The organism is Janthinobacterium sp. GW460-12-1-14-LB5 (genome assembly GCF_059423585.1).
Genome location: NZ_JBWKYD010000018.1, coordinates 56094 through 81504, shown reverse-complemented (window position 1 = coordinate 81504; position 25411 = coordinate 56094). Strand labels below are relative to the sequence as shown.

General features: G+C 56.9%; 21 protein-coding genes. 5 read left to right on the top strand and 16 right to left on the bottom strand.

Going from position 1 to position 25411, the window contains the following annotated elements; genetic code table 11:
* Window positions 1-49: 49 nt before the first annotated feature.
* Both AC07X6_RS19150 and AC07X6_RS19145 read right to left on the bottom strand, forming a co-directional pair.
* Window positions 50-1438 carry an ATP-binding protein gene (locus tag AC07X6_RS19150; protein WP_474292651.1) on the bottom strand — a complete coding sequence of 463 codons (1389 nt, stop codon included), beginning with the start codon at window positions 1436-1438 and terminating at the stop codon, window positions 50-52.
* The gene (locus tag AC07X6_RS19145; RefSeq protein ID WP_230539877.1) at window positions 1435-2121 is read right to left on the bottom strand and encodes a response regulator; all 687 of its coding nucleotides are present in this window, start codon (window positions 2119-2121) and stop codon (window positions 1435-1437) included. The genes AC07X6_RS19150 and AC07X6_RS19145 overlap by 4 nt, the downstream gene beginning before the upstream one ends.
* A 157-nt stretch (window positions 2122-2278) precedes the next feature.
* Between AC07X6_RS19145 and AC07X6_RS19140 the strand changes: the two genes are divergently transcribed.
* The 4 genes from AC07X6_RS19140 to AC07X6_RS19125 all read left to right on the top strand — a co-directional run bounded on the left by AC07X6_RS19140 (window position 2279) and on the right by AC07X6_RS19125 (window position 5191).
* Window positions 2279-3100 (top strand): MipA/OmpV family protein, encoded by an 822-nt coding sequence (locus tag AC07X6_RS19140; protein WP_494792027.1) that lies wholly within the window; start codon window positions 2279-2281, stop codon window positions 3098-3100.
* A gap of 102 nt (window positions 3101-3202) precedes the next feature.
* A complete protein-coding gene (locus tag AC07X6_RS19135; protein ID WP_494792026.1) occupies window positions 3203-3742 on the top strand; it encodes a universal stress protein in 540 nt (179 codons plus the stop codon).
* A gap of 49 nt (window positions 3743-3791) precedes the next feature.
* Window positions 3792-4787 (top strand): VirK/YbjX family protein, encoded by a 996-nt coding sequence (locus AC07X6_RS19130; RefSeq protein ID WP_230539880.1) that lies wholly within the window; start codon window positions 3792-3794, stop codon window positions 4785-4787.
* Between the two features lie 173 nt (window positions 4788-4960).
* Window positions 4961-5191 (top strand): DUF6139 family protein, encoded by a 231-nt coding sequence (locus tag AC07X6_RS19125; RefSeq protein WP_230539881.1) that lies wholly within the window; start codon window positions 4961-4963, stop codon window positions 5189-5191.
* Window positions 5192-5254: 63 nt separating this feature from the next.
* Here AC07X6_RS19125 and dnaE read toward each other — a convergent pair whose 3' ends face one another.
* Entirely contained in the window at window positions 5255-8803 is a 3549-nt protein-coding gene (gene dnaE / locus AC07X6_RS19120) for a DNA polymerase III subunit alpha (protein ID WP_442908059.1), read from the bottom strand.
* Window positions 8804-8928: 125 nt separating this feature from the next.
* Between dnaE and AC07X6_RS19115 the strand changes: the two genes are divergently transcribed.
* Entirely contained in the window at window positions 8929-9825 is an 897-nt protein-coding gene (locus AC07X6_RS19115; RefSeq protein WP_230539883.1) for a sulfurtransferase, read from the top strand.
* A 107-nt stretch (window positions 9826-9932) separates the two neighbouring features.
* Here AC07X6_RS19115 and AC07X6_RS19110 read toward each other — a convergent pair whose 3' ends face one another.
* The 13 genes from AC07X6_RS19110 to pseI all read right to left on the bottom strand — a co-directional run bounded on the left by AC07X6_RS19110 (window position 9933) and on the right by pseI (window position 25410).
* Window positions 9933-11201 carry a GumC domain-containing protein gene (locus AC07X6_RS19110; RefSeq protein ID WP_230539884.1) on the bottom strand — a complete coding sequence of 423 codons (1269 nt, stop codon included), beginning with the start codon at window positions 11199-11201 and terminating at the stop codon, window positions 9933-9935.
* 52 nt (window positions 11202-11253) lie between these two features.
* Window positions 11254-13200: a polysaccharide biosynthesis protein gene (locus AC07X6_RS19105; protein WP_474292658.1), complete on the bottom strand. Its 1947-nt coding sequence runs from the start codon at window positions 13198-13200 to the stop codon at window positions 11254-11256.
* Between the two features lie 115 nt (window positions 13201-13315).
* A complete protein-coding gene (locus AC07X6_RS19100) occupies window positions 13316-13876 on the bottom strand; it encodes a sugar transferase (RefSeq protein ID WP_494792025.1) in 561 nt (186 codons plus the stop codon).
* Entirely contained in the window at window positions 13860-14846 is a 987-nt protein-coding gene (locus AC07X6_RS19095; RefSeq protein ID WP_494792024.1) for an NAD-dependent epimerase/dehydratase family protein, read from the bottom strand. The genes AC07X6_RS19100 and AC07X6_RS19095 overlap by 17 nt, the downstream gene beginning before the upstream one ends.
* A gap of 61 nt (window positions 14847-14907) precedes the next feature.
* Window positions 14908-15666 carry a glycosyltransferase family 2 protein gene (locus AC07X6_RS19090; protein WP_494792023.1) on the bottom strand — a complete coding sequence of 253 codons (759 nt, stop codon included), beginning with the start codon at window positions 15664-15666 and terminating at the stop codon, window positions 14908-14910.
* Complete coding sequence (locus tag AC07X6_RS19085; RefSeq protein WP_494792022.1) at window positions 15656-17224, bottom strand: capsular polysaccharide export protein, LipB/KpsS family; 1569 nt, start codon at window positions 17222-17224, stop codon at window positions 15656-15658. Before AC07X6_RS19085 ends, AC07X6_RS19090 begins: the two co-directional genes overlap by 11 nt.
* Before the next feature lie 13 nt (window positions 17225-17237).
* The gene (locus tag AC07X6_RS19080) at window positions 17238-18521 is read right to left on the bottom strand and encodes an oligosaccharide repeat unit polymerase (protein ID WP_494792021.1); all 1284 of its coding nucleotides are present in this window, start codon (window positions 18519-18521) and stop codon (window positions 17238-17240) included.
* A gap of 21 nt (window positions 18522-18542) precedes the next feature.
* A complete protein-coding gene (locus tag AC07X6_RS19075; protein ID WP_474292667.1) occupies window positions 18543-19541 on the bottom strand; it encodes an acyltransferase in 999 nt (332 codons plus the stop codon).
* Entirely contained in the window at window positions 19538-20797 is a 1260-nt protein-coding gene (locus AC07X6_RS19070; protein ID WP_230539892.1) for a polysaccharide biosynthesis protein, read from the bottom strand. The genes AC07X6_RS19075 and AC07X6_RS19070 overlap by 4 nt, the downstream gene beginning before the upstream one ends.
* Before the next feature lie 23 nt (window positions 20798-20820).
* The gene (locus tag AC07X6_RS19065; protein ID WP_494792020.1) at window positions 20821-21771 is read right to left on the bottom strand and encodes a phytanoyl-CoA dioxygenase family protein; all 951 of its coding nucleotides are present in this window, start codon (window positions 21769-21771) and stop codon (window positions 20821-20823) included.
* An 85-nt stretch (window positions 21772-21856) separates the two neighbouring features.
* Complete coding sequence (locus AC07X6_RS19060) at window positions 21857-22795, bottom strand: UDP-glucuronic acid decarboxylase family protein (RefSeq protein ID WP_230539894.1); 939 nt, start codon at window positions 22793-22795, stop codon at window positions 21857-21859.
* Window positions 22796-22910: 115 nt separating this feature from the next.
* Complete coding sequence (locus AC07X6_RS19055) at window positions 22911-24236, bottom strand: UDP-glucose dehydrogenase family protein (RefSeq protein ID WP_230539895.1); 1326 nt, start codon at window positions 24234-24236, stop codon at window positions 22911-22913.
* A gap of 118 nt (window positions 24237-24354) precedes the next feature.
* The gene (gene pseI / locus AC07X6_RS19050) at window positions 24355-25410 is read right to left on the bottom strand and encodes a pseudaminic acid synthase (RefSeq protein WP_230539896.1); all 1056 of its coding nucleotides are present in this window, start codon (window positions 25408-25410) and stop codon (window positions 24355-24357) included.
* Window position 25411 lies beyond the last annotated feature (1 nt).

The following is a 25411-nucleotide window of genomic DNA, read 5'->3' as shown; positions in this document are numbered from 1 at the left end:
AAGCACATGAAATAATTTTCAGGCAATATCGCAAGCGCTGCCAGCACGATCAGGCCTCGGCCAACGGCAAGCGCACCTCCACCAGCAAACCCAGGCCGCCATTACCGCGGTGCAACTGAATCGTGCCGCCGTGCTGGCGCACGACGGAAGCGACGATGGACAAGCCCAGGCCGCTGCCTGGCTGCGCCTGCTGCGGCGCGCGGAAAAAGCGGTCGAACACGCGGTCATACAGCGCCGGCGCAATGCCCGGCCCCTGATCGGCCACATGCAGCACGGCCTGGCCCCGCTCCGCATGCAGCGACACCGTCACGCTGCTGCCGCGCGGACTGTACTTGATGGCGTTTTCCACCAGGTTGTCGATCAGCGAAACGAGGCTCTCGCGCTGTCCGGGCACACTGAGCGAGATGCTGGCTTGCAACTCAAGCTCGATCTCGCCCGCCTGGGCCAGGCCGGACAGCGCCGCCAGGCGGTCTTGCAACAAGGTATCGAGCGCCTGCCGCCGCGGCAGTTCGCCCGCGCCCGCCTGCACTTCGCTGCGCGTCAGCTGCAGCAGCTGGCCCACCAGGCGCGCGGCCCGGTTGCCGCTGTTCAAGATACCGTCCAGCAGCTCTTGCTGGCGCGCATCATGTACCTGCCCCTGCAAGGCCTCGACATTCACGCGCATGGCCGCCAGCGGCGTGCGCAGCTCATGCGTGGCATCGGCGATGAAGCTGCGTTCGCGCGCAGCGCTGGCATCGACCCGCTGCAGGAGGGCATTGATATTGTCGACCAGTGCCGCCAGTTCGCCATGCGGCGGCTTGAACTCCAGCGGACGCAAGTCCTGTGGCCCGCGCGCCGCCACCTCCTGCGCCAGCTTGCGCCAGGGGCGCATGGCCAGGCGGATCGACAGCCAGGCCGGCACCAGCAGGAACGGCAGGCTGATCAGCAACGGCAGCAGGTAGTAACCGCGTGAATTGATCGTAATGAACAATTGCCAGGCGCCTCCCGCTTCCAGCACCGTCACGCGCGTGTTGCCCTCGGCCAGGCTGCGGCTGCGCCAGGCCTGGCCCTTGATGTACACCACTTCCATCTGTTCCGGGCCGGCGCTGCGGATGCCGCTGGGCGCATCGGGCGACTTGTAGACCAGCTTGCCCTCGCGCCAGACCAGGATGCGCGGCGCCAGTTCCGGCACTTTTCCCGTTTCAAACTCCTCGCGCAAGGCTGCGTCGATGGCGCGCAAGCTTTGTTCCTGGCGCTGCGGCTGCTCGGCCAGATTATCGGCCACGCTGATAATGGCGTGCAGGACGCTGCGGCTCACCGTGCTCGCTTCGTCCGCTCCCTCGACCAGCACATACGCCACGGCCAGGCTCCACACCATGGTCAGCATCAGCATTTGCGCCATCATCAGGCGGCGCACCAGGGTAGGCTGGCGCAGCGTGGCCCAGAAACGCCCCATCATGCGCCGGCACCCGGCTGGGCCGATGTCTCGCCCTGCTGGTCGATGACATAGCCGACGCCGCGCACGGTACGGATATAGCCTTCGCCTATCTTGCGGCGCAGGTTACCCATATGCACATCCAGGGTATTGCTGGCATTGGCCAGCCCGCCGGGCAGGATATGCTCCTCCAGCACGCGGCGCGTGATGACCCGGTTGGCGCGCATCAGCAAGGTCTTCAGCAAGGCATATTCGCTGGCCGTCAGCTCCACCGGTCGCCCGTGCACGCTGACACGGCGCGTGGGCACCTGCAGCAGCAGGCCGCGCAGCTCGATGGTGTCGCCGTCGAAGCCATAGCTGCGGCGCGCCAGCGCGCGCACGCGCGACAGCAGCTCGGCCAGCACGAAGGGCTTCACCAGGTAATCGTCGGCGCCGCCATCGAGGCCCCGCAAGCGCTGTTCCAGCGTGTCGCGGGCGCTGAGGATCAGCACCGGCAGGCGGGCCGCGCGCAACCGGGCCAGCAAATCGAGGCCATCGCCATCGGGCAAGCCCAGATCCAGCAGCACCAGTTCGCAACTGTCGTGCTCGATGCTGCGCGCCGCGTCTTCCAGGCTGCGCACCCAGACCACTTGCATGCCCTGGTCGCGCAAGGCAATCCGCACGCCGTTGCCCAGGTCCATATCGTCTTCTATCAGCAGTATCTTCATGGTGAGTATTAAACCACCGCAAGCTGAAGAATGGGTAAAGAAGCCTTCTTCATGCAATCTTAATAAAAGGCTCATTTTTCCTTCATGGCAAGGACCGATACTGTCCGCAGTCAATCGAGCCACTCCGGACTCGGTTCTCCACCTGACGGAACACTCCATGCACGCACCCACAACCCTGCTGACCTCGCTGGCACTCGCCAGCGGCATGATCCTCAACCCGCTGGCCGCCGCGGCGGCCGAACCGCCAGCGGAAAATGTCTTCACCATCGGCGGCGGCGTCGCCGCCGTATCCAGCTACTCCGGCTCCGACAAGCTGTCGGCCTCGCCGCTGATCATCCTCGACTACGCCATGGCCAATGGCGTGTTCATCAGCACCTCGCGCGGCATCGGCTATGGCAGCCAGGCCGGCCCCTTCAGCTACAGCGCCGGGCTGGGCTACCGCGGCAAGCGCGAAGACCACAAGCGCACGGGTGTGAACGGTTTCGGCGGCAGCGATTATCTGAAGGGCATGGGCGAAGTCAAGGGCAACGCCAGCGCCCTGCTCAGCGCCGGCTATTCGCCATTGCCGGGCCTGTCGCTGAGCGTGTCGAGCGATATTCCCCTGTCGAACCGCGAAAATGGCGCGAATGTGCATTTCGGCGCGACTGGCCAGGTGTACGGCCGGGCCGATGCCAAGGGCGTGCAGCAAGACAGCGTGAGCATCGGCGGCCAGCTGGGCTGGGGCGAGCGCAAGTACGTGCAAACCATGTATGGCGTGACGGCCACCCAGGCCGCCAATACATCGTTCAAGCAATACACGCCCAAGGGCGGTTTCTATGAGGCGCAGGCCACCATCAACTGGGAGCACCGCTTCGATGCGCGCTGGGGTATCAATACCCTGGTCGGCGTCGAGAGCCGCCTGGGCGACGCGGCCAAGAGCCCCATCGTGCAGCGCAAGACGGCGCCGATCGGTGCCGTGTACGTCACCTACCGCTATTGAAACGGGGGCGGCATAAGGGGAACCCGTACGCTGTTTCGCCAATTTACAGGGGGGGATGGCATGGATAAGATGACATGATTTTCCGACCAGATCCTCCCTGCCATGCATGCATCGCGTCTTGCCCCGCAACGCCACCGCGCCGCCGACAGCGCCGCGGGCGCGTGCGGCATGCCGGGCCAGGATACCTTGCTGCTGCTCCTGCCCGTCAAGCGCACCAGCGACATCATCTACGGCGCGCGCTATGCCAGGCGCCTGCAGGAATGGGGCATCAAGGTTCGCGTCAACCTGTTGCACGTGACACCGGCGCCGCCACGCCAGGCCGACGGCCTGCCCCGGCACGGGTCCAGCGCATGCCAGGCACTGGACCTGGCCACGCAGCAGATGATGCACGAGGCAGGACTCTACCTGAGCCGTTCTCACCTCGCCTTCAGTACCCATATTTTCGCCGGCGAGCTGCTGTTTACGATACTCGATACGGCTGAATTGCTCGGTTGCCACGAAATCGTCCTGCCGGCCCTCCGGCACAGCCCCTGGCAGCGCCGCTTCGCCGGCGCGCTGGCGCGCAAGCTGGCGCGCGCCACGCGCAGCGCCACGGTATTGCTGGCCGATACCGACGGCATGAGCGGGCCGCCGCCCGCCTGAAGCGCCGCTGGCGCCACGCCCCATTCACATTCCTCATGGAAACTAATTAATGACACCAACCATCACCCTGCACGCAGGCTTGACCGATATGCCGCCAGGCATGTCGCGCACGCGCGAGCTGCTCAAGCTGCAATTGCGGGCACAGCTGCAGCGCCGGCAGACGCGCATCTGGCTGCAGCTGCTCAATTCCCATCCCGTGTTCCACGAGCTGCTGCAAGCCTATCCGCGCATGATGCACAAGGTGTACCGCCATTATCTGAGCACGAATCTGTCGTGCCGCCAGCGCGTCGCCATGCTGGTCGAACACTATGATTTCATCCTGCAACAAGGCTGGGGCAAGCTGATGGCGCAAGCGGCGCGCGCGCCGGTGCGGCTGGGCACCGTGCCGGGAAAGTCGGGCGCGCCCTACCATTTGCAGTTATGTTCGCTACAACCGATGGACCGCGAAGGCGAGATGGTTCTGCAACTGGTGCATGGCGATGACATGCTTTACTCGGTCGCGTTTACCTTTTTCGGTTCCCGCGCGCGCGCCAGCATGGGCGTGGGCATCGGCTGCATCCAGGGTCCGCACGGCGCGGAAGGCTTGCGCCGCGTGCGCGAGGCAACGCGCGACCTGCATGGCATGCGTCCCAAGGCCCTGATGGTGCGCCTGGTGCGCCAGTTGGGGCATGAACATGGCTGCCGCACCATGGTGCTTGTAGGCAACGCCAACCGCGCCGTGCATCACGCCGCAAAAAAGAGCCGTCTGTTCGCCGACTACAATTCCCTTTGGCAAGAACTGGGCGCCCAGGCACGCCAGGATGGCGACTTCGAATTGCCATGCGAAAATCTGCCCTTGCCTGCCCTGGAAGAAATTCCTTCAAAGAAACGTTCGGAAGCCCGCAAGCGCCACGAACTGACATTGGCCATGATCAGCAGCCTGCGTAGCGGTCTCGACGCCCATCGCAGCCCCGTGCAGGTCGCCACGGCAGGCGCTGCCGCAGCTGCCAACCAGGTGGGGCTATCGGCCGATCTCGACGACGACTACGCTTCCGCTGCCGCCTGAAGCTCCCCGGCCACCGCACGGCGCCCGCCCTCGCGTCGTTGCTCGCCGTCACTTCCGCATCGCCGTTCCTGTCGCACGCGCTTCAACCCGTGCGCGGCACAATCCTGTTACGCTAGCGTTATCGGCATGCACTGCGGTGCGCCGGTTCCCCCAACGCTTACTAGGAGGCATTCATGCGCGTAGACATCTACCGCCGGGCCGAGCACGACGGCATTTTTTCCTATCTCGCCGTGCCGGAAGGAAAGCTCATTCCGGAAGAAGTGACCAATACCGACTGGCAACTGGAAGTACGCGCCAGCGAAGTGGCCGACGATGCCCAGGTCTTGCCCGACTACCATATCGAACAGCCGCACCAGCAAATCGCTGCCAAGGGTTATGCGATCACGGGCCTGAAAGACATGTAAACGAAAAAAGCCAAACCTGCATGCCTGCGGTTTGGCTTTGCTGTACGCGCCGGGCAGTGCCGGTCAGTATTCGACCGCCACCTCTTGCGCGCCCAGCATTTGCTCCAGCGCCATCTGCAATTCATCCGATGGCGCCACTTTCCACTCGTCGCCAAACTGCAGCACGCAGCTGACGCCTTGCGGGCTGACCTTGGCTGCGATCGGCAAGCCATCCACAGCCCGGTGCGGCATGATCACGTCGCTGATGCGTTTCATGTCCAGCGTCGTGGGCAAAGTCAAACCCAGCTGGCGGCCATACTGCACGCGCGCGGCGATGATGTCGAAGGCGCTCTCGGCCGTGATGCGCAAGCCGCCCGAAAAACGGTCTTCCGACACCTTGCCCACGACGGCGAGGAATTCATCTTCCTTGAAGATTTTCCGGTTGGAATCGAACAATTCGCCGTACACCGTCACCTCGACGGTACCGCTCTTGTCGTCCAGGGTGACGATGAGGATCTTGCCGCGCTGCGTCATCTGCGTGCGCAAGCCCGTGATGACGCCGGCCATCATGCGCGGCTCGCGCGACGGCGACAGTTCGGACAATTTCGTGCGTGCAAAACGGCGCGCCTCGGGCGCATACGAATCGAACAGGTGGCCGGACAGGTAAAAGCCCAGCGCGATCTTTTCTTCCGTCAGACGCTGTTTATCGCTCCACACGGGCACCTTGACGTACTCGGGCGGCGCCACCATGTCGCTGTCGTCGCCGCCGAACAGGCTCACCTGGTTCGCCGCCTTGGCGGCCTGGTCGGCGCACTCCATGGCGAAGGCCACGGATGCGAGCAGGATGGCGCGGTCGACCTTCAGGCAATCGAAGGCGCCGCTGCGGATCAGCGACTCGATGGTGCGGCGGTTGATTTGCTTTTTATCAACACGCTTGCAGAAATCGAACAGGCTCGTGAAAGGTCCACCGGCCTCGCGCGCGGCGATGATGGCTTCGATGGCGTTCTGGCCCGAGCCCTTCACGGCGCCCAGGCCGTAACGGATCTGCGTGACTTTCTTGCCGCTCACGGACGGCGCCGCACCGCTCGGCATGAAGCGGTAATCGGATTCGTTGATGTCTGGCGGCAACAAGGTCAGCTTGCAGATTTCCAGCGAGTCTTCCACCAGAATCTTGATCTTGTCCGTGTCGTCCATGGCCAGCGACAAGTTGGCGGCCATGAAAGCGGCCGTGTGGTGCGCCTTTAAATACGCCGTGTGGTACGACAGCAGGGCGTAAGCGGCGGCGTGCGATTTGTTGAAACCGTAGCCGGCGAACTTTTCCATCAAGTCGAAGATCTCGTCGGCCTTTTCCGCCGTCAAGCCATCTTTCGCCGCACCGGCGCGGAAGATCTCGCGGTGCTCGGCCATCTCTTCGGCCTTCTTTTTACCCATGGCGCGGCGCAGCATGTCGGCGCCGCCCAGCGAGTAGCCGCCGACGATCTGCGCCATCTGCATCACCTGCTCCTGATACACCATGATGCCGTAGGTTTCGGAAAGAATCGATTCCGTGCGCGGATCGGGATAATCGAAGCGTTCGCCGTGCTTGCGCTTGCAGAAATCGGGAATCAGGTCCATCGGGCCCGGACGGTACAGCGCCACGAGCGCGATAATGTCTTCGAAACGGTCGGGACGCGCATCTTTCAGCATGCCCTGCATGCCGCGCGACTCCAGCTGGAACACGGCCACGGTCTTGGCCTTGGTCAGCAAGTCATACGACGGCTTGTCGTTCAGCGGCAATGTTGCCAGATCGAAATTAGCTTGCGCGGGATCAAGCTGCTTGATGTAGCGCACGGCGCGGTCGAGAATCGTCAGCGTGGTCAGACCCAAAAAGTCGAACTTCACCAGGCCGACGGCTTCCACGTCATCCTTGTCGTATTGCGACACGACGCCCGAATCGCCGCCCTGCGTGTACAGCGGACAAAAATCCGTCAGCTTGCCCGGGGCGATCAGCACGCCACCCGCGTGCATGCCGATATTGCGCGTGATGCCTTCGACCTGCTGCGCCAGGTCCAGCAGCTGCTTGACCTCTTCCTCGTTTTCCAGGCGTTCCTTGAGCAGCGGCTCTTCCTCGATGGCGTCGGCGATCGACACGGGCTTACCGGGCTTGAACGGGATCAGCTTCGAGATGCCGTCGCAGAAGTTGTAGCCGAAGTCCATCACGCGGCCCACGTCGCGGATTGCGCCCTTGGCCGCCATGGTACCGAAAGTGGCGATCTGCGAGACGGCCTCCTTGCCGTACAAATCCTTGACGTGCTGGATGACGCGGTCGCGCCCTTCCTGGCAAAAGTCAATATCGAAGTCGGGCATCGAGACGCGTTCGGGATTCAAAAAGCGCTCGAACAGCAGGTTGTATTGCAATGGATCAAGATCGGTAATCAGCAGCGAATACGCGACCAGCGAACCGGCGCCCGAACCGCGGCCCGGGCCGACGGGCACGCCGTTTTCCTTGGCCCACTGGATAAACTCGGCCACGATCAGGAAGTAGCCGGGGAACTTCATGTTGCAGATCGTGTCGGTCTCGAATTTCAGGCGCGACTCGTAGCGCGGACGTTCCTTTTCGCGGCGCTCCGGGTCCGGATACAGCTGCAATAACCGTTTTTCCAGGCCCGCCTGCGATTCGGCGACGAGGAACTGGTCGATCGTCATGCCGTCCGGCGTGGGGAAATTCGGCAATTGAGGCTTGCCCAGGGTCAAGGTCAGGTTGCAGCGCTTGGCGATTTCCACGGAATTGGCCAGCGCGGCCGGCAAGTCGGCAAACAATTCCGCCATGTCGGCCTGCGACAGGAAGCGCTGGCTGTCATTGAAGCGCTTTACCCGCTTGGCGTTGGCCAGCATTTCGCCTTCGGCGATACAGGTGCGGGCTTCGTGGGCAATAAATTCTTCAGGGGAAATAAATTGCACGGGATGCGTGGCCACCACGGGCAAGCCCAGCTTGGCCGCCAGGGCCACTGCATGGCGCACCTGCGCTTCCTGGTTGGCCTGGCCGCCGCGCTGGATTTCGATATAGAAATGGCCAGGGAAAATCTCGGCCCAGCGCTGCGCATTGCGCTCGGCCAGAGCCAGGTTGCCATTCTCGATGGCGATGCCGACGTCGCCGAAATGCGCGCCGGACAACACGATCAAGCCATTCGCCGCGCTCTCGCCCGGGTACAGGTCGTAGGTATTCGTCGCCAGCGCCTGCAGCCACTCGATGCGCAGTTCGGCGCGCCCCTTGTACTGGTTCGTCAGCCATGCCGTCGACAGCAGTTCGCACAGCTGCAGATAGCCCATGCGGTTCTTCGCCAGCAACAGCAGGCGCGACGGTTTTTCGCGGTTGTCGTCATTCGTGATCCACACGTCGACGCCGACGATGGGCTTGATGCCCTTGCCGCGCGCTTCCTTGTAGAACTTGACCATGCCAAACAAGTTCGACAGATCGGTGACGGCCAGCGCCACCTGCTTGTCCTTCGCCGCCGCCTTGACCACGTCGTCGATGCGCACCAGGCCGTCGACGATCGAATACTCCGAATGCACGCGCAAGTGGACAAATGCGGGCCCTTGCGGGGCTTGCGGTGAACCTGCCGGAGCGCCGGCCTCTTGCATTACCATTTCCATCCTGTGTACCGTTTCGTGCAAAATTCAATGGGGTCTATTCTACCGCGTCGCGCGTACGGACCGGGTATCCTGCCTGGCCTGTCGGGCTTATAATATCGGCTGTTCAGTCTAAGCCGATCGCCATCATGCAAGCCATCACCCCAGCAACACCCGCCGTTTCCGCCACCGTCTGCCCGCCGGCCGCCACGTTTGTCAATATCGCCGCGTATAAATTCATTACGCTGGCCGATACGGAAGCCATGCGTCCCTTGTACCAGGAGCAATGCCTGGCGCTGGGACTGAAGGGCACGATCCTGCTGACACCGGAGGGTATCAACATGTTCCTGTCGGGCACGCGCGAGCATATCGACAGCTTCCTCGCCTGGGTGCGCAGCGACGACCGTCTGGCCGATCTGGAATGGAAGGAAAGCTTGTCGAACGAGCAATCGCACAAGCGCATGCTGGTCAAGCTGAAAAAAGAAATCATCACCATGCGCATGCCGCTGATCAAGCCGGAACTGGGCCGCGCCCCGTCCGTCGACGCGCATACGCTCAAGCGCTGGCTCGATGCCGGCGTCGATGACGCGGGTAAACCGGTGGTCATGATGGAAACGCGCAACGCCTTTGAAGTGGACGTGGGCACGTTCAACAACACGCTCGATTACCGTATTGACAAGTTTACGGAATTCCCGGCCGTGGCCGCCGCCCACAAGGACGAACTGGAAGGCAAGACCGTCGTCACCTTCTGCACGGGCGGCATCCGCTGCGAAAAGGCCGCCATCCACATGAAGGAAATCGGCTACGACAGCGTGTACCAGCTCGACGGCGGCATTTTGAAATATTTCGAGGAAGTGGGCGGCGAGCACTACACGGGCGACTGCTTCGTCTTCGACTACCGCACGGCCCTGAACCCGAAACTGGAACCGACGGAAACCGTGCAATGTTTTGTGTGCCGCGCCGTCGTCACGCCGCGCCAGCAACTGGCGCCGGAATATGTCTACGAGGTATCTTGCCCGCATTGCTACAACAGTGACGAAAAATGAGAAGCGGCTCCCCGCGCCTGCAGTAAACTGAAATGCCCATCCTGGCCGTTGCCTGCCAGGATGGGCATTTCCATTCCGCCAGCACATGGCGGTCATTGTGACGACAGTTAGTCAGCCAACTTCAACCGGTTTGCCCGCCACCAGCTACGGCCGAACACCAACAACGAGAAGAACGCCAGACCGGTCAGAAAACCCGCCAGCAAGCTATTCGACAAGCGGCTGGTGCGGCTTTCTGGCAAGGTGGGTCCCGCAATAAAGCGGCTCTTTTCCAGATAGACGGCCGTGGCTTTCTGATTATCGACCGTAATCGTATTGAACACCTCCTTGACTGACTCATCATTCAAGTCCCTCTTCTTGAAGACATTTTCCTTGATCGATTCGAGCGAACGCAAGACCGCCTCGCCGGACTTATTGCTATCGAGCACAACCTTGGCGCCATCATAGTATTCGCGCAATATGAGATTTTGCTTTTGTTCACGCAGCGCCTTGAGAATTGCTTCGTTTGCCATCAAGGCATCTACCTCGGTTGACATCAACTGCGTCGATGGCGACAGATAACGCGCATTGTCCTCGGTCACGCTGACCACCTGGCGGCTTCCCTGCCCCGCAGCATCAGGATAGCGCGAAACAATTTTTCTCAAGGTATCGCCTTTACGGGCAAAACTTTCCAGCTTCTCTTTGTTGCTGATAATCTCATTATCAAGCTTGGTAATCTTGCTCGTCAAATCCAGGTGTTTAGAACGCAAGAAGTCGGAATATACCAGGTAAATCACACTATCCATCGTATAACGGCCCAGCAGGGCAACCATACGTTGCCCATCCTGAGGCGTCGTCGCCTCGTAACTGATACGCAAACCGATAACATTATTGCTGATATCCTTGGCTGTATCCATCAACTCCTTGGCATCGAGCTTGGTCATCGGATAAATCGGCTCCAGAAATTTGGAAAAATTGTTGCGCACGATCAGCGTATGGCGTAACTCTTGCACCGTAGGGTCATTGTTCAGCTTAACTTGTTGCATATAGTCGTCAAAGCGACCACTACTGCTTAATGCCGCCACATAGCGCTTATAGTCGCCCAGCGCGATACCTGGAGGTGGCTCCTTTTCTTTTTCTTTTTCTTTCTCTTTATCCTTGTCTCTTTCACCATTGACCTGTTCTTTCAGTACCGGAATTGCACCGCCAAACTGGTAAAAGCCCTCGCTTTTGTACGTTGCCGTATACAAGGTAAATAATACGCACAATATCATCACGACCACCGTACCGCCCACGATCAATTTACGGCCTTTCCATAAAACGATCAGTACCTCCGTCAAGGAAAATTCAGGCGCACCTTGCTGCTCTGGCGCTTGTTTCATTTCTACCAATTTGTCCATGATTCTTCTTTAAGTAATAAGTACATCAAAAATAAAAGCAATTATCTGACCATCAGTCTGCATTGGCCTGGCGCGCCATCACCACGACCGGGCTATTGGATTGCGCAGTCCGCTGGGCATTCCAGACCCAGTCCTCGATGCCGCACTGCGGCTCATATTCGGTAACGATTTCCAGCAACAACGTTCGTACGGCGGCCTGGTCAAACTGATCGCATGCCATCGTCAATGCGCTCAGCATACCTTCCAGCTTTGCCCAGGGGATTTCAACCTCGCGCGCACGCATGATCAACGGATGATCTGTACCTTCAACATTGTCTCCAATCAACAATTCCTCATACAGCTTTTCGCCTGGACGCAAACCAACATGATGAATTTCGATGGTGCCATCGGGCGCCTGTTCACTTTTGACTTCCAGTCCACTCAAATGCACCATGCGCTTGGCCAGGTCGACGATCTTGACAGGGTCACCCATATCCAGAACAAAAACATCTCCCCCCTGTCCCATGGCACCCGCCTGCAATACCAGCTGCGCGGCCTCGGGAATTGTCATGAAATAACGCGTGATTTCCGGATGCGTGATCGTAATCGGCCCGCCCGCCATAATCTGTTTGCGGAACAAGGGCACAACCGAGCCAGACGATCCCAGTACATTGCCAAAACGAACCATACAAAACCGCGTCTTGTCCTGTTTACGGGCAAATGCCTGCAAAATCAGCTCTGCCAGCCGTTTGGTGGAGCCCATCACATTGGTTGGACGAACGGCCTTGTCTGTAGAAATGAGTACAAAACGCTTCACCTGGGCATCGATCGCAGCACGCGCCATGCTCAGCGTTCCCAATGCATTGTTACGTATACCTTCTATTGGATTGTGCTCCACCAAGGGCACATGTTTATACGCAGCGGCATGATACAAAGTTTCAACACGGAAAGTTCGTAGTATTCTTTCGCACTTGGCTGTTTCCAGCACGGATCCCAGGAACGGCAGCAACTCCACCTCGACCCGCAGGATTTTTTTCAATCCTTGCAATTCTTGTTCGATAGAATACAAGGCAAATTCCGACATTTCATACAGAATCAGGCAAGCCGGCCGCTGACGCAATATCTGGCGGCACAATTCGGAGCCGATCGAACCACCTGCGCCAGTCACCATGACTGTCTTGCCAGAAATGCACATAGCCATCAAGTCCTGATCCGGCTCCACCGCGTCGCGCCCCAGCAAATCCTCGATTTCGATTTCGCGCAAATCCTGCACCTGCGTACTGGCGCGTATCAAGCTCTTGATCGGCGAAGTCACCAAGGTCTTGATTTTCAGCGGTTCCAGCTTTTCCAGAATACGGCGTTGCTGCGCCTTGCTCAGGGACGGCATGGCAAGCAGCACCTTGCTGATGTCCTTGCTTGCCACCAAATCAGACAAAGCTTCGGGTGCATATACCCGTATGCCGCCGATACTGGCGCCATGCAGTTCTTTCTTGTCGTCAATCAGAGCGACTACCTTGTACTCGCCAGCATGGTTCAGGGCCTGGGCCAGCTGATTGCCGGAAGCGCCAGCGCCATAAACGACCACGCGTATGCCATCCGCACGCCGGTTAGCGTACAAAAAATACGCGCGCGCCAGGAAACGGCTGGCCGCCACGTACATGATGGCGCACACCCAGAAAATGCCGAAAACGCCGCGCGACAAACCATTCATGCCATTCAAAAACACGGCCATGGCCAGCAATACGGCCACGGACAAACTGACGCCAAGAAAAACCACATAAACGATCTTGTAGTCGATAAAGCGGATCACTGCGCGGTACAAGCCCAATTTGATAAAAATAGGCAATGAGACGAGCGGCGCCGCCAGGATCAGCCAAATGTAGGGGGAAAACTGGGCATTTGCCAAGCCATCGAAACGCAATGCAATCGCAATGCAAAAAGTCAGCGGCAAGAAAAACAGATCAGCAAACGCCGCCACAATTTGCTTGTGAAAACGCGAAAAATTGAATATCGGCTTCATTCAAAGGTTCCTTTTTCTACAGCGGCTGGCGCCAATGCCAGGCAGCACCTGGCCTGCGCCATGAGCGATACGCGATTGCCAGGCACAATCTCTGGCAAACCGGACGAGATATTCATCAATGGGTCACTCCATCCCGGCGCACCACCTTCAGGAACGTCAGGAACAGAATGCGCAGATCCAGTGCCAGCGAACGGCGCTGCAAGTACTCGGCATCCAGTTTGACCTTCTCCACGATAGGCAATTCATCGCGCCCATTGATTTGCGCCCATCCCGTCAAGCCAGGCAAGATGCCATCGACACCATGGCGGCTGCGCAATTCGATCAGATCGTACTGGTTGAACAAGGCCGGACGTGGCCCCACAAAGCTCATGTCGCCCTTCAATATGCTCCACAATTGCGGCAATTCGTCGAGGCTGGACTTGCGCAAAAAGGAACCCACCGGGGTCAGGAATTGCTTGGGGTCCGGAAGCAAATGCGTCGCCACAGCGGGAGTATCGACACGCATGGTGCGAAACTTCGGCATCTTGAATATCTTGTTTTTCCGCCCCACACGATCAGACCAATAAACGATGGGCCCCGCGGACGTCAGCCGCACCATCAGGGCGACCAGGCCAACCGGAATCAGCAGCAACAACGACGCGATCAACGCCAATACCAAATCAAATACTCGTTTCATTCATCTTCCCTGATATGTATTCCCGTCCCGCGCGCTCGAGTGCTGCGCTACTATTGTATGGCGCGCGCCAACCAAGAATGGACTTTGCTTTAGTTGTATCTACCAGCAATTGTGCGGTCAATTTCGCATACATCTGCCGCTTCCCGCAGAGCGTCGCCACGGCCCGTACCACGGCCGCAGGAATGGGCCATATATGTTGCTTTTTTCCCATGCCCGTCCCTATGTGCCGGAAAATATCTCCCAGCGTCAAACTTTGCTCATCGGACACAAGAAATGTTTCTCCTGCAGCGGCCGGATGCATGGCGCACACATGCAGAAAATCCACCAGATTCCAGATGCTTAACAAACTGCGCCGGGCGGCGATTCTACCAAAGGGCAATGGCAGGGACTTTGCTGCCAGCTTGAGCAACAAGGCAAAATTGCCCGGTGCATCAGGGCCGAAAACCAGCGTCGGACGCACAATGACAAATTGCATTTCGGATGCTGGAATCAGCTCCCCTATCATTTGCTCTGCTTCATGCTTGCTGATCGCGTACAAGTCATGCGGAGCTGCCGCATCGGCCTCCGTAAATGGATGCGCAGCGCTGGCATTCCCATTCACGCCGATCGAGCTGACAAAGACGAAGCGCTTGACGCCGCAACGCGCCGCATCGGCGATCAGGTGCCGCGTCAGCTCCACATTTACCTTGCGAAACTCCGCCAGCGGATCGGCCACCTGATCGTGCAAGACATGGGCACGCCCGGCAAGGTGGACGACGACATCGCAGCCCTCAAACACCCGGCTGTCCGGCGCCAGCGCAGCCAGATCCTGGACGACTTGCCTTACCTTGACCGGCTGCGCGCCCTGCGCACGCACGATCGCCCGCACCTGGTGCTGCTTATCGCTCAAGTGGACGCATAACTGCCTGCCGATAAAGCCATTTGCACCGGTGACGGCGATGTGTCTGGATTCACCTTGATTATTTTGCACAATATAATTACCTGAAGAAAAACTACGATGCCAGCTCACGCTGGCAAGGGTGAATGGCCATCTATAAATTGCGATACTTTCTGGATGCGTTCCAGGCATAGTTCACGAAATACCACGACGAAGCCAGGACGCCCAATTTTTCCAGGTCGCGATAGGCACGCCACACTTTCATGGCCGACTTGCTCTTGTTGCGGGAGAGTGATTGATTCACCACACGGTAACGCATCAGGTCTTCGCGCAAGCCATGCGCGACCAACCCGCGCTTGAGCACGGTCAGCCACAGGGCAAAATCATCATAATAGGTGCGCGTGATGGCAAATGGCCCCGTCTTTTCGCGATCGATGATGGCCGTGGACGTGGCGATTGCCGTATTGCCCAGCAACTGCCGATACGTGAGGCTCAAGGGGATGGCAATCGGTTCGCCACAGCTATCGCCGTTCTCGGAAATGCGCCGGAAACTGGTGTAGGACAAGGGGGCCGCAGTGCTTTCCATGAAAGCCAGCTGGCGCGTGAGCTTTTCCGGCAGCCACACATCATCGCTATCGAGAAACGCGATATAGCGGCCGCTGGCAGCCTTCAAGGCCGTTTCGCGCGCCACTGCCGCGCCACCGTTTTTTTCATGGCGAATCAGGCGAATGCGTGCGTCATCCGCAGCCAGGCGCTCGATGACCGCGCAAGTATCATCTTTCGAACAATCATCGACGATCAACATTTCCCAGTGCGGGTAAGACTGGCTTTGCGCCGAACGTATCGTCTCTTCCACAAACCTGGCCGCGTTATAGGCCGGTGTGATGATCGATACCAGTTTATTATTTTCCATGCCACAAATCCCCTGTAGGTAACTTTTCACGCGCGCGGTCCAGCCAGCGCAAACCAACGCGACGGCCGATGTCAATTTCCGGGCGTACAGGCCTTGCCTCATCGAATACAGCCAGCTGATCCCATTTCTTGTCCAGCATCTTGGCAACCACGTCCATTTCGCTAATGTCGTCGGCGGCCACTTCCGGGTCGTCGGCTTCGAGCATGCCGGAACACAACGCGCGCACGATCCTGTCGGCGTCGGCACCCGCAAAATAGCGGTAGCGCGTGGGCGTCAGCGCTTCGACAAAATCCGTGAATTGAGCAAAGCGGCGCGCCATCGTATAGCCGTAGCGCAAGGTGCGGCGAATCACATCCAGCGGTTCATGCTGTTCCAATGCCTGCAGCTTGTGCAATTCGCTACGCTTGTCCAGATGCACAGCGATACCCGCTTCCTGATACGTGGAATGCCCCAGACAAATAATTTTCTTGCCGCAGGCACCCGCCTCAAACGCCGCGCTGCTGCCATTGACCAGCAAGATGTCGCATTGCTGGATCAAGTCAAAAGTACTGGCTGTTTCGCGTGCGCCGATGCAGCGGATGCCCTGGCCTTTTGCCCAGTCGGCATAATAGCGTTCGGAGCTGGCACCGTCGGCGACGCCAATCTTTTCGCTCCAATTGGGATGACAACGCAGCACTACATTCGCCGCGGGAATACCCAGCGATGCCAGCACCAGTTCAAAGCCTTCCACATAGCTTTCCCAGCCGCTTTCCTGTTCAGGGTGTCCCTGAAATTCATTACGGCTGCTTGGCAGTATCAACACCTTGGGCCCGGCAACGGCATCGGTCGGCCAGTCGGCCTGGGTGGCATTCAGGTTATAGGCACGCCACTCTTTCAGATTCGTGCGCACAAAGCGCGAGGCGATTAACTGGGCCGCCACGCCAGCCTGGCGCGCGGTCAACGGCACGTCGCGGTACTGGATATTCAGACGGTCGACGTCTTTCAAGGATAGACAATTAGCTTGTGGGATGAATTGCAACCCATCACTAAACCATGGCCGTTCCATCGTCAGGTAAGGAATGTCCAGCTGTTCGCACGCATAAGTGATGGCACGCGTGCCATCCATCCTGCCATTAAAGCAAATCACGCCATCCAGCTGATTGCTCTTGATCCATTGCGCGGCATTGCCAAACATCGTTTCGACGGGCTTGTAGAATGTTTCTCTAAGCGCCAGATAGTCCGGCAAATGCGTATCGGCCTCCGTTTCGGTACGCAGCAAGGTGCATGCGCTCGATGAGGCCAATAAGTTACGTTCATCTTCGGACAAGTTGACGCGATGCTTGGCGCGGACCGACGTGATTTGCGAAACCGGGAACGAACGGATACCGCCTGCCATGCAAGTAGGACATTCCGCCAACTTGGAGGTTCCCTTCAAGGCCCGCCCATAACAATTGTCCAGCGCACCGTCGCATGTCAGAAAGAACAATTCATGGCCGGCCTCCTTCAGCAGTGTCGACACATAATACAAATGTTCGACATGGGGCCGGAACGAATACAGGGAAACTAAACCTAAACGCATTTTTACACCTACTTTATTTTGTAATTCTGAATTTGGAAAACAATACGCCAAACATGATAAATTCAAATACGATGAAGGGGAAGCTCATGATGTCCGGCGCGAAAAGCAATGGCGACAAGAAAAGAATTGTATAGACGGAAGAGACGAAACCGACACGCATGAGCGACATCTGCTTTGCCTTGGTGAAAAAATTCGCTACACCAACTAATCCACCCAATATCAAAGTCCCCACAAACAATAAAACATATCCGCCATCATGAAATAATGCTCCTGGCAAAGACGGAAAACGTCCAGCCAGGAACCAATCGGTACTTTGAGGGCCTATCAGGCCCAGTTTGGCGAAAATCCCACGCATATGATTGAACAGGATAAATGGATCACCCGCATAATCAGTCTGATGCTGCAAGTACTCGGCAAAGATGAAGGCGCTATGACATAAATAAGTGATGATCAACATGCCAAATGCGACCAGGGACCCAAGCGCAGGAAACGATTTTTCCAGAAGCGCCGGCCAGGTCGCAGTTTTCAATTCCATATACTCTTGCATCGCCTCAAGATATTCGGCGCCAGAAACGCCGTCATGGGTAGCACTGGCGCGCGACATGAACACATAGAAAATATACATGATGGCGATCCCACCCAATATCAGCAAACCTATTTTTGTTTTTTTTGAAAAGGTATATGCCCTGTCACCGCGTTCCCGGCGGATAACATAAAACGCCACTGCGAAACATAGTGTCAACAAAATAATCGACCTGCCGCCGATCAAAATCGAATTCAACATTAAAAAGAAGAACAAGCCAAGCAAGGCAATGCCGATCTTTGCCGGACGCAAGAGCCTGGGGCTCAGCATGAGTGGAACGAGCGTCAGGATAAAACAGGTCGAGAGTGCATATCCAATCATGCTATACGGCGATGACACACCTTCGCGTCCCTCGCCCAACTCGCGCCACTCTTCTCGAGCACGCGCCAGCTCACCGCTATAGTCAATATGTTGCACCTGGATTTTATCGAACATCAACGCCAGCAAACCGACCAATGCCAATAACAAAGTGAAGCGAATTAACTTATCTGAAATACCTTGTGCCTGTTGCAGATAATAGCCACTATCCACGCGCAGTTTTTTTTCAAGAAAATAATTGGTCAATACCGCCACCAACGACGTCAGCGCCACAAATCCGGCATCCAAAAATACCACCTGATTCATTTCCGACGTCATTGAATATGCCGGTGCAAGTAATACCAGCAAGAAATATAATATCCAGACCCCTACAAATACACGCAAGCTATAAGGCATAAATCCTGCTTTAATAAAATTTCAATTTGACAATTCGCAAGACAATAATGTCACGCTATTGTTCAGGGCTGAGCCAGACAGAATGAACTCATACAGGACTGCGCCTGCGTAACTCTGCCCCGTCGCCTGCGTAACAGGGAAAGACAGCAGGTTGTCACCAGCGACCAAATCCTGCTCATGTTCACCCAGACGCAAACGCCCACCTGCAGCAGCATGCAGCTTCATCCTAAGGCTGGCCGCAACTTCTGACGATAGCGCAATCCTGGTACGTTCACCCATGCGCGCGACCAGCATCTGCGCCTGTAACTGGCAATCGAACCCCTCATATAAATAGGGTATTGCGTCACGCTGTGACGCATCCAGGTTGACCGGCGGTAGCCATATCAGCCGCTGGCCTATCGGCTTGGCGGGCACCCCTGCCACGATACTGTATGGCGCAACAGATTTGCTCACCACGGAGCCGGCGCCCACCACGCAGCCCCGCCCTATCGTCACGCCTGGGAGGATCATCGCGTTGACACCAAGCCAGCAGTCCTCGCCAATCTCCACCGGACGGTCATAATCGCTAGCCAGCCTGGCGCCCGCAGGAGCTGCGACACCTTCGTGAAAAAACTGTTCCTGCCATTGAATCGGCAAGCCTGGCCAACGGTCAAAAATATGCGTACCCGAAGAAATGAAGATATTCGGTGCCAATATGCAGTTCGCACCGATTCTGACATTGCCATTCAAAGTCACACCTTTTTGCAGCGTGGTCCTGCTACCGATCGACAGGACGCCATTGCTGCGTATTTCAATATCACGATAAAACCAGCAATGAGAGCCGATCGCGACCCGAGATGCAGGTCCGATCTCCAGCACAGAAGCAGCGCCAATTTTTGTGGAATGACCAATCCGCAGACGGGCAGCACTACCTTCAATACGGACAGACGGATGCAACCGGACACGCTGACGCGCCCAGAAAAAACAGCTCCACCAGCGCCAGAACGGTGAAAGCTCGAAAATTCTTTTTATTTTTTTCACGAACCAACCTTATATCCTGCAAAAAATGCAACAACAGCATTCACAATATAGTTTCCCACTGCCAAAAATAAGGCCAGCAAAGTGAAATTATATGGGTCGCTCATCCAATCAGTACCCTGCAAGCCATAACGGCAATACAGGAATGCCGTCAAAATCAAAAAAGATTGCGTGACCAGCAAACTAATGTGCCGATGCACGATGATCAAGTAGCTTGACCAAAAATCCGATACCCTGAAGGCAGCGGCCAACAGTAAAGGCAGGAACAAAGGCAACGCCTCAGTATATTGCCCATACCATTTCGGAATAATCCAGGCAATCAGGTAGTTCGCCAAAAATGCTGCCGCAAATGAAAACAGCAATAAACCAATTGAAACCATGGCTGTGACGCGCAGCGCTTTTCCGTCCGATCCGGCAACCCGCCGCTGCGCAATGAGTGGAAACAAGCCGGCATTCAACAAGCTCTGTATCGACATGGCAGCCACCAAGGGTATCCACGAAAATGAATACAAACCGAATTGTTTGGCACTCAGGGCATCGGCAGCGATCCACCGATCGGCACTGCTGCTCAGGAAAGCCAATGTCGTCCCCAACAACAATATTCCCGCGACAGACCACTCTTTACGCGTAAATCCCTTCTTGCACAAACGTAGGAAAATACCCCACGAAAAATGGGCAGCAGACAATAACTTCTGCATGATCCGGCCAGCCAGGACAAGGGTCACCAATAACTCGCCCAACAAGATGCCGATACCGCCTCCCCCCAGCAATGCGATGACACTAGCCAGTACCATAGAGAAAACTGTTCTCGACAGAATATGCATGGAGTAAGGGATCATTTCCAGCCGGCTACGGCTGTCCAATACCAGCAGCATGAAATTCTGCAAAGCCCAACCATGTAGGACTGCAATCAAAAAAACCAGCGCACTGACTTGCAGCGGAACAAAACGCAACAACGGCAGAAAACACAGCAACAATGCCGCCATCGATGTAATCATGCCGGCCTTGCCCAATATCACCAGGCCATGGCGATAGCGGTGATGCGCAAATACGCTAGGTAAATCACGCTGCGCCAGTATTTGAAAACCAAAGCTGCCAGCCACACAGAAGAATCCGGATATCAACAGCGCCTTGGACAGCAGTCCAAACTCAGCAACGTCCAGCAGTTTGGCGTAAATACCTATCCGCACCAGGCCGAGCATGGCTGCAAAACCAAGTATGGGTGTATATTTCAGGTGCGCAATGATGCGCGCCGTCATTGATCTGGTGCGAGCAGCTATATTCAACAATTCACATCCGCAATCTGTTTCAGCCTGTTCGGCGCGACATTGTCGTGCTGAACGCCGTAATCGAACAAGGCGAACTGCATCTGCAGCAGCAATCGTGGCTGATGCATGGGCGTACTGCCTTTATGCATGCAATACGTATCCTCCGCAAATCCGGTACCGGCCTTGCCGTTAATGCTCAGGATATTCTCTTCACCATAAAACTGTTCAATTTCCTGATCGCGCCAGCGTCGAACCAGGAAATGGTCACGCAAGCTCAAACGTGGCGGACGCGTATGCGATCCTGGCACGCAGACATGCGCCCCATCATTTTCAACGTCGCTCAGATAGAAAAAGAACTTGAAGAAACTGAAATCATCCAGGTCGCTATGAAATACATGCGCATGGCGCACCCTATCCTCCGCAGAGGCATCTACAGGGAAGGTCCACCAGCAATTTGTTCCGACGTGCGTCGGTATGCTTCCCAAATACTCGGCGGCAACTAACAACAGGAATGGATCATTACGCAACTGTTCTATCGCCGGGCAATTTTTTTCTGTGTTCAGGTATTGCGCCACCAATACCGGCTTGCCCAGGTGCGCTTCCGCATCACCCCGTTGCTGCGCCATAAAGCCTTTTTCAGGTTCACGGTCCGCATAACATGACGCTTGATCGGTATACGCGCAAATCTCCGCCAGCAAGGCCGGCGGCAAGGCCAGGCCAAAAGCGACACCATCGCGCCGCAACTCTGCTACAAAAGCATCCGGATCACAATTGGCAAAAACGCTATTGGGCAGAGCGGCGCGCAACTGTTGCTTGTATTTCTCCCAAGCATTTTTTTGCGCATAGTGCCGTCCGGCCTTCACCACATGCCGTACCAGTCTGAAACGAGCAATACTACGCATCGCCACATATCCTGGATTTTTCTTGAATGATCCAGCCAATTGCATCAATTTTGCTACCGCCATTTATGCTCCCAAAGGCATGCATCAGAAAAAATTACCGAGGTCGCCAGGAAGGCTTGCCATTACGCCCCCTCCCTGGAATTCCTGGTTATAAACTTAATTCCTTCTTGAAATACTCGATAGTGCGCGTCAAGCCGTCTTCCAGGCTGACCTTCGGTTCCCAGCCCAGCTTTTCCTTGGCCAGCGCAATGTTTGGCTGACGCTGTTTCGGATCGTCCGATGGCAGGGGTTTGAAGACCAGTTTGCTGGTCGAACCCGTCAGCTTCAAGACCATTTCGGCCAGTTCCAGCATCGTGTATTCACAAGGGTTGCCGATATTCACCGGGCCGGTGAAATCGTCGGGCGAATTCATCATGCGCACCATTACATTGATCAAGTCATCGACATAGCAGAAGCTGCGAGTTTGCTGGCCTTCGCCATAGATGGTGATGTCTTCGCCGCGAATTGCCTGCACGATAAAATTGCTGACGACGCGGCCATCGTTCGGATGCATGCGCGGGCCATAGGTATTGAAGATGCGCACCACTTTGATCAGCAAAGCGTGCTGACGCCAGTAATCGAAGAACAAGGTTTCAGCACAGCGCTTGCCTTCGTCGTAGCAACTACGGATGCCCACCGGATTCACGCGGCCCCAGTACTCTTCCGGTTGCGGATGCACTTCCGGATCGCCATACACTTCCGACGTCGATGCTTGCAGGATGCGCGCTTGCAGGCGCTTTGCCAATCCCAGCATGTTAATGGCGCCATGCACGCTGGTCTTCGTCGTTTGCACGGGATCGAACTGGTAGTGCACGGGCGAGGCCGGGCATGCCAGATTGTAGATTTGCTCAACTTCTACATACAAAGGAAAGGTGACGTCGTGGCGCATCACTTCGAAATACGGATTGGTCATCAAATGCGCGATGTTGCGCTTGCTGCCCGTAAAGAAATTATCGACGCACAAGACATCATTTCCAGTCCTGATCAATTCCTCACACAAATGTGAGCCAAGGAAACCGGCGCCGCCGCTTACTAGAATTTTTTTCATCGCAATATACTTTTAAAAGTTTGCCTATTCGGCAGGTTTGGCGGTCAAGCGCCCATATCAATATGCGGCGGTGCGGCAGCCAGCACGGAGCCGGCACGCTTCGCCTGAGCCGCTGCTATGCCCGGCGGCCAATCGGGAAATACTCAAAGCCATGCGCAAGCACCGTCGCCGGGTCGTAAATATTCCGTCCGTCGAAAATCACCGGCGTTTTCAATTTTTCCTTGATCGCAGCAAAATCAGGGCTGCGGAATTCTTTCCACTCAGTCACGATTACCAAGGCGTCGGCGCCATCCAGGGCGTCCTGATGCGATTCCGCAAAAGTAATTCCATCTTGCCCAGCATAAATTCGCTTGGCCTCATGCAAGGACACGGGATCGTATGCGCTCACCACGGCACCTGCCGCCAGCAAATCGGCGATCAGTTCACGGCTTGGCGCTTCACGCATGTCATCCGTATTCGGCTTGAAGGCCAGGCCCCAGATGGCGAAACGCATGCCCTTCAGGGTGGCGCCAAAACGGGCCTTGATCTTCTTTGTCAGCACATGCTTTTGAGCATTGTTGACCGATTCCACGGCATTCAATATCTGCAGATCCTGCTGGTGTTCCTTGGCGGTACCGATGAGCGCCTTCACATCTTTGGGGAAACAGGAACCGCCGTAGCCGCAACCGGGATACAGGAAGTGATAACCGATGCGGGGATCGGAACCCATGCCCAGGCGCACCGACTCGATATCGGCGCCGAGGCGCTCGGACAAATCGGCCAGCTCGTTCATAAAGGAAATACGCGTCGCCAGCATCGCGTTCGCTGCATACTTGGTCAGTTCGGCCGACTTCACATCCATGATGATCAGGCGCTCATGGTTGCGCTGGAACGGCGCATACAACTCGCGCATCAGGTGGATAGCCTGTTCATCATCGGCGCCGACGACGATACGGTCGGGACGCATGAAATCGTCGATGGCAGCGCCTTCCTTCAGGAATTCCGGATTGGACACTACGCTGTAGCCGATATCGGCGGAACGCAATGCCAATTCTTCTGCCACAACGGCTGCCACCTTGCTGGCCGTGCCTACCGGCACCGTCGATTTGTCGACAATCACCTTGTAACCCTGCATGTGCTGACCGATGCTGCGCGCTGCCGCGAGCACATACTTCAGATCGGCCGAGCCATCTTCATCTGGCGGCGTGCCGACAGCAATAAATTGCACCGAAGCATGATCAACAGCCTTCTTGACGTCGGTGGTGAACTGCAGGCGGCCGGCGGCGATATTGCGCTGTACCATTTCCAGCAGATGCGGCTCAAAAATTGGGATGCCGCCTTCATTCAGGATACGGATCTTCTCCGCGTCCAGGTCCAGGCACAGCACATTGTTGCCGACTTCCGCAAAACAGGTACCGCTGACCAAGCCAACATACCCCGTGCCAATGACAGTCACATTCATAATCTTACTCTTTTAAAAATCTTCTACTTTATCGATGGATAACGGCTATCCTGCCTGATGCTGGCAACAGAAGCAGGCATCAGGCATCAGGCCCATACGGGCATGGCGAACGCGATGCTTAACCGATCAGGTCCCAGGACAGGGGCGTACCGCGCGGCACATCGCTGGTCACGCACTTGCCCAGGAAAACGTCCATGAACTTGGTCGGCAGCCCCAAGCCAGGACGGATTGCACGCAGATTTTCCTTCGTTAACATCTCGCCCGCCTTGATATCTTGCGAAACATACAGCGAACGACGGAATTGCAGCGATTTCATCTCGGCTGCGGTCGGACCGTAAGCAACGTGACCCAGCGCTTGCCAGGCACGCTCGGTCTCTACCACCAGTTGCGCCATTTCAGCCGGTTCCATCGAGAACGTGCTATCGACGCCGCCGTCGGCACGGCTCAAGGTGAAGTGTTTTTCCACCACGCTGGCGCCCAGCGCCACGCTGGCCACCGACACGCCCACACCCATGGTGTGATCGGACAGGCCGACTTCACAGCCGAATAATTCACGCAAATGAGGAATCGTCAGGATATTCGTATTCGCGGCCGTGGCAGGATAAGTGCTGGTGCATTTGAGCAGGATCAAATCGCGGCAACCGGCCTCGCGCGCTGCGCGCACGGTTTCGTCTAGCTCGGCAACGGTTGCCATGCCCGTGGAAATAATCACTGGCTTGCCAGTGGCTGCCACGCGGCGTATCAACGGCAAGTCGGTGTTTTCAAACGAGGCAATCTTGTAGCAGTCCATGTCCAGCGTTTCCAGGAAGTCGACTGCCGTGTCGTCAAACGGTGTGCTGAACGGGATCATGCCCAGTTCACGCGCGCGCTGGAAGATCGGTGCGTGCCATTCCCAAGGCGTGTACGCTTCACCGTACAGCTTGTACAACGATGTGCCGGCCCACAGGCTCTTGGGATCGCTGATGTGAAATTCCCGCTCATCCAGATCCAGCGTCATGGTATCTGGCGTATAGGTCTGAATTTTCAGCGCATGCGCACCTGTCCTGGCCGCAGCCTCAACAATTTCCAGCGCGCGTTCCAGCGATTGATTGTGATTGCCGGACATTTCCGCGATCACGAATGGCGGATGGTTTTTGCCGATCAGGCGATTGCCGATTTTTATCGAATCAGTCATA

Excerpts from the sequence above, each read along its gene's own strand:
- AC07X6_RS19055 (WP_230539895.1), bottom strand. The coding sequence starts at position 24,236 with ATGAATGTGACTGTCATTGGCACGGGGTATGTTGGCTTGGTCAGCGGT.
- AC07X6_RS19090 (WP_494792023.1), bottom strand. The coding sequence starts at position 15,666 with ATGGAAAATAATAAACTGGTATCGATCATCACACCGGCCTATAACGCG.
- AC07X6_RS19065 (WP_494792020.1), bottom strand. The coding sequence starts at position 21,771 with ATGGCGGTAGCAAAATTGATGCAATTGGCTGGATCATTCAAGAAAAAT.
- AC07X6_RS19080 (WP_494792021.1), bottom strand. The coding sequence starts at position 18,521 with ATGCCTTATAGCTTGCGTGTATTTGTAGGGGTCTGGATATTATATTTC.
- AC07X6_RS19070 (WP_230539892.1), bottom strand. The coding sequence starts at position 20,797 with ATGACGGCGCGCATCATTGCGCACCTGAAATATACACCCATACTTGGT.
- AC07X6_RS19135 (WP_494792026.1), top strand. The coding sequence starts at position 3,203 with ATGCATGCATCGCGTCTTGCCCCGCAACGCCACCGCGCCGCCGACAGC.
- AC07X6_RS19130 (WP_230539880.1), top strand. The coding sequence starts at position 3,792 with ATGACACCAACCATCACCCTGCACGCAGGCTTGACCGATATGCCGCCA.
- AC07X6_RS19100 (WP_494792025.1), bottom strand. The coding sequence starts at position 13,876 with ATGAAACGAGTATTTGATTTGGTATTGGCGTTGATCGCGTCGTTGTTG.
- dnaE (WP_442908059.1), bottom strand. The coding sequence starts at position 8,803 with ATGGAAATGGTAATGCAAGAGGCCGGCGCTCCGGCAGGTTCACCGCAA.
- AC07X6_RS19110 (WP_230539884.1), bottom strand. The coding sequence starts at position 11,201 with ATGGACAAATTGGTAGAAATGAAACAAGCGCCAGAGCAGCAAGGTGCG.
- AC07X6_RS19150 (WP_474292651.1), bottom strand. The coding sequence starts at position 1,438 with ATGATGGGGCGTTTCTGGGCCACGCTGCGCCAGCCTACCCTGGTGCGC.
- pseI (WP_230539896.1), bottom strand. The coding sequence starts at position 25,410 with ATGACTGATTCGATAAAAATCGGCAATCGCCTGATCGGCAAAAACCAT.
- AC07X6_RS19060 (WP_230539894.1), bottom strand. The coding sequence starts at position 22,795 with ATGAAAAAAATTCTAGTAAGCGGCGGCGCCGGTTTCCTTGGCTCACAT.
- AC07X6_RS19105 (WP_474292658.1), bottom strand. The coding sequence starts at position 13,200 with ATGAAGCCGATATTCAATTTTTCGCGTTTTCACAAGCAAATTGTGGCG.
- AC07X6_RS19125 (WP_230539881.1), top strand. The coding sequence starts at position 4,961 with ATGCGCGTAGACATCTACCGCCGGGCCGAGCACGACGGCATTTTTTCC.
- AC07X6_RS19115 (WP_230539883.1), top strand. The coding sequence starts at position 8,929 with ATGCAAGCCATCACCCCAGCAACACCCGCCGTTTCCGCCACCGTCTGC.
- AC07X6_RS19145 (WP_230539877.1), bottom strand. The coding sequence starts at position 2,121 with ATGAAGATACTGCTGATAGAAGACGATATGGACCTGGGCAACGGCGTG.
- AC07X6_RS19140 (WP_494792027.1), top strand. The coding sequence starts at position 2,279 with ATGCACGCACCCACAACCCTGCTGACCTCGCTGGCACTCGCCAGCGGC.
- AC07X6_RS19085 (WP_494792022.1), bottom strand. The coding sequence starts at position 17,224 with ATGCGTTTAGGTTTAGTTTCCCTGTATTCGTTCCGGCCCCATGTCGAA.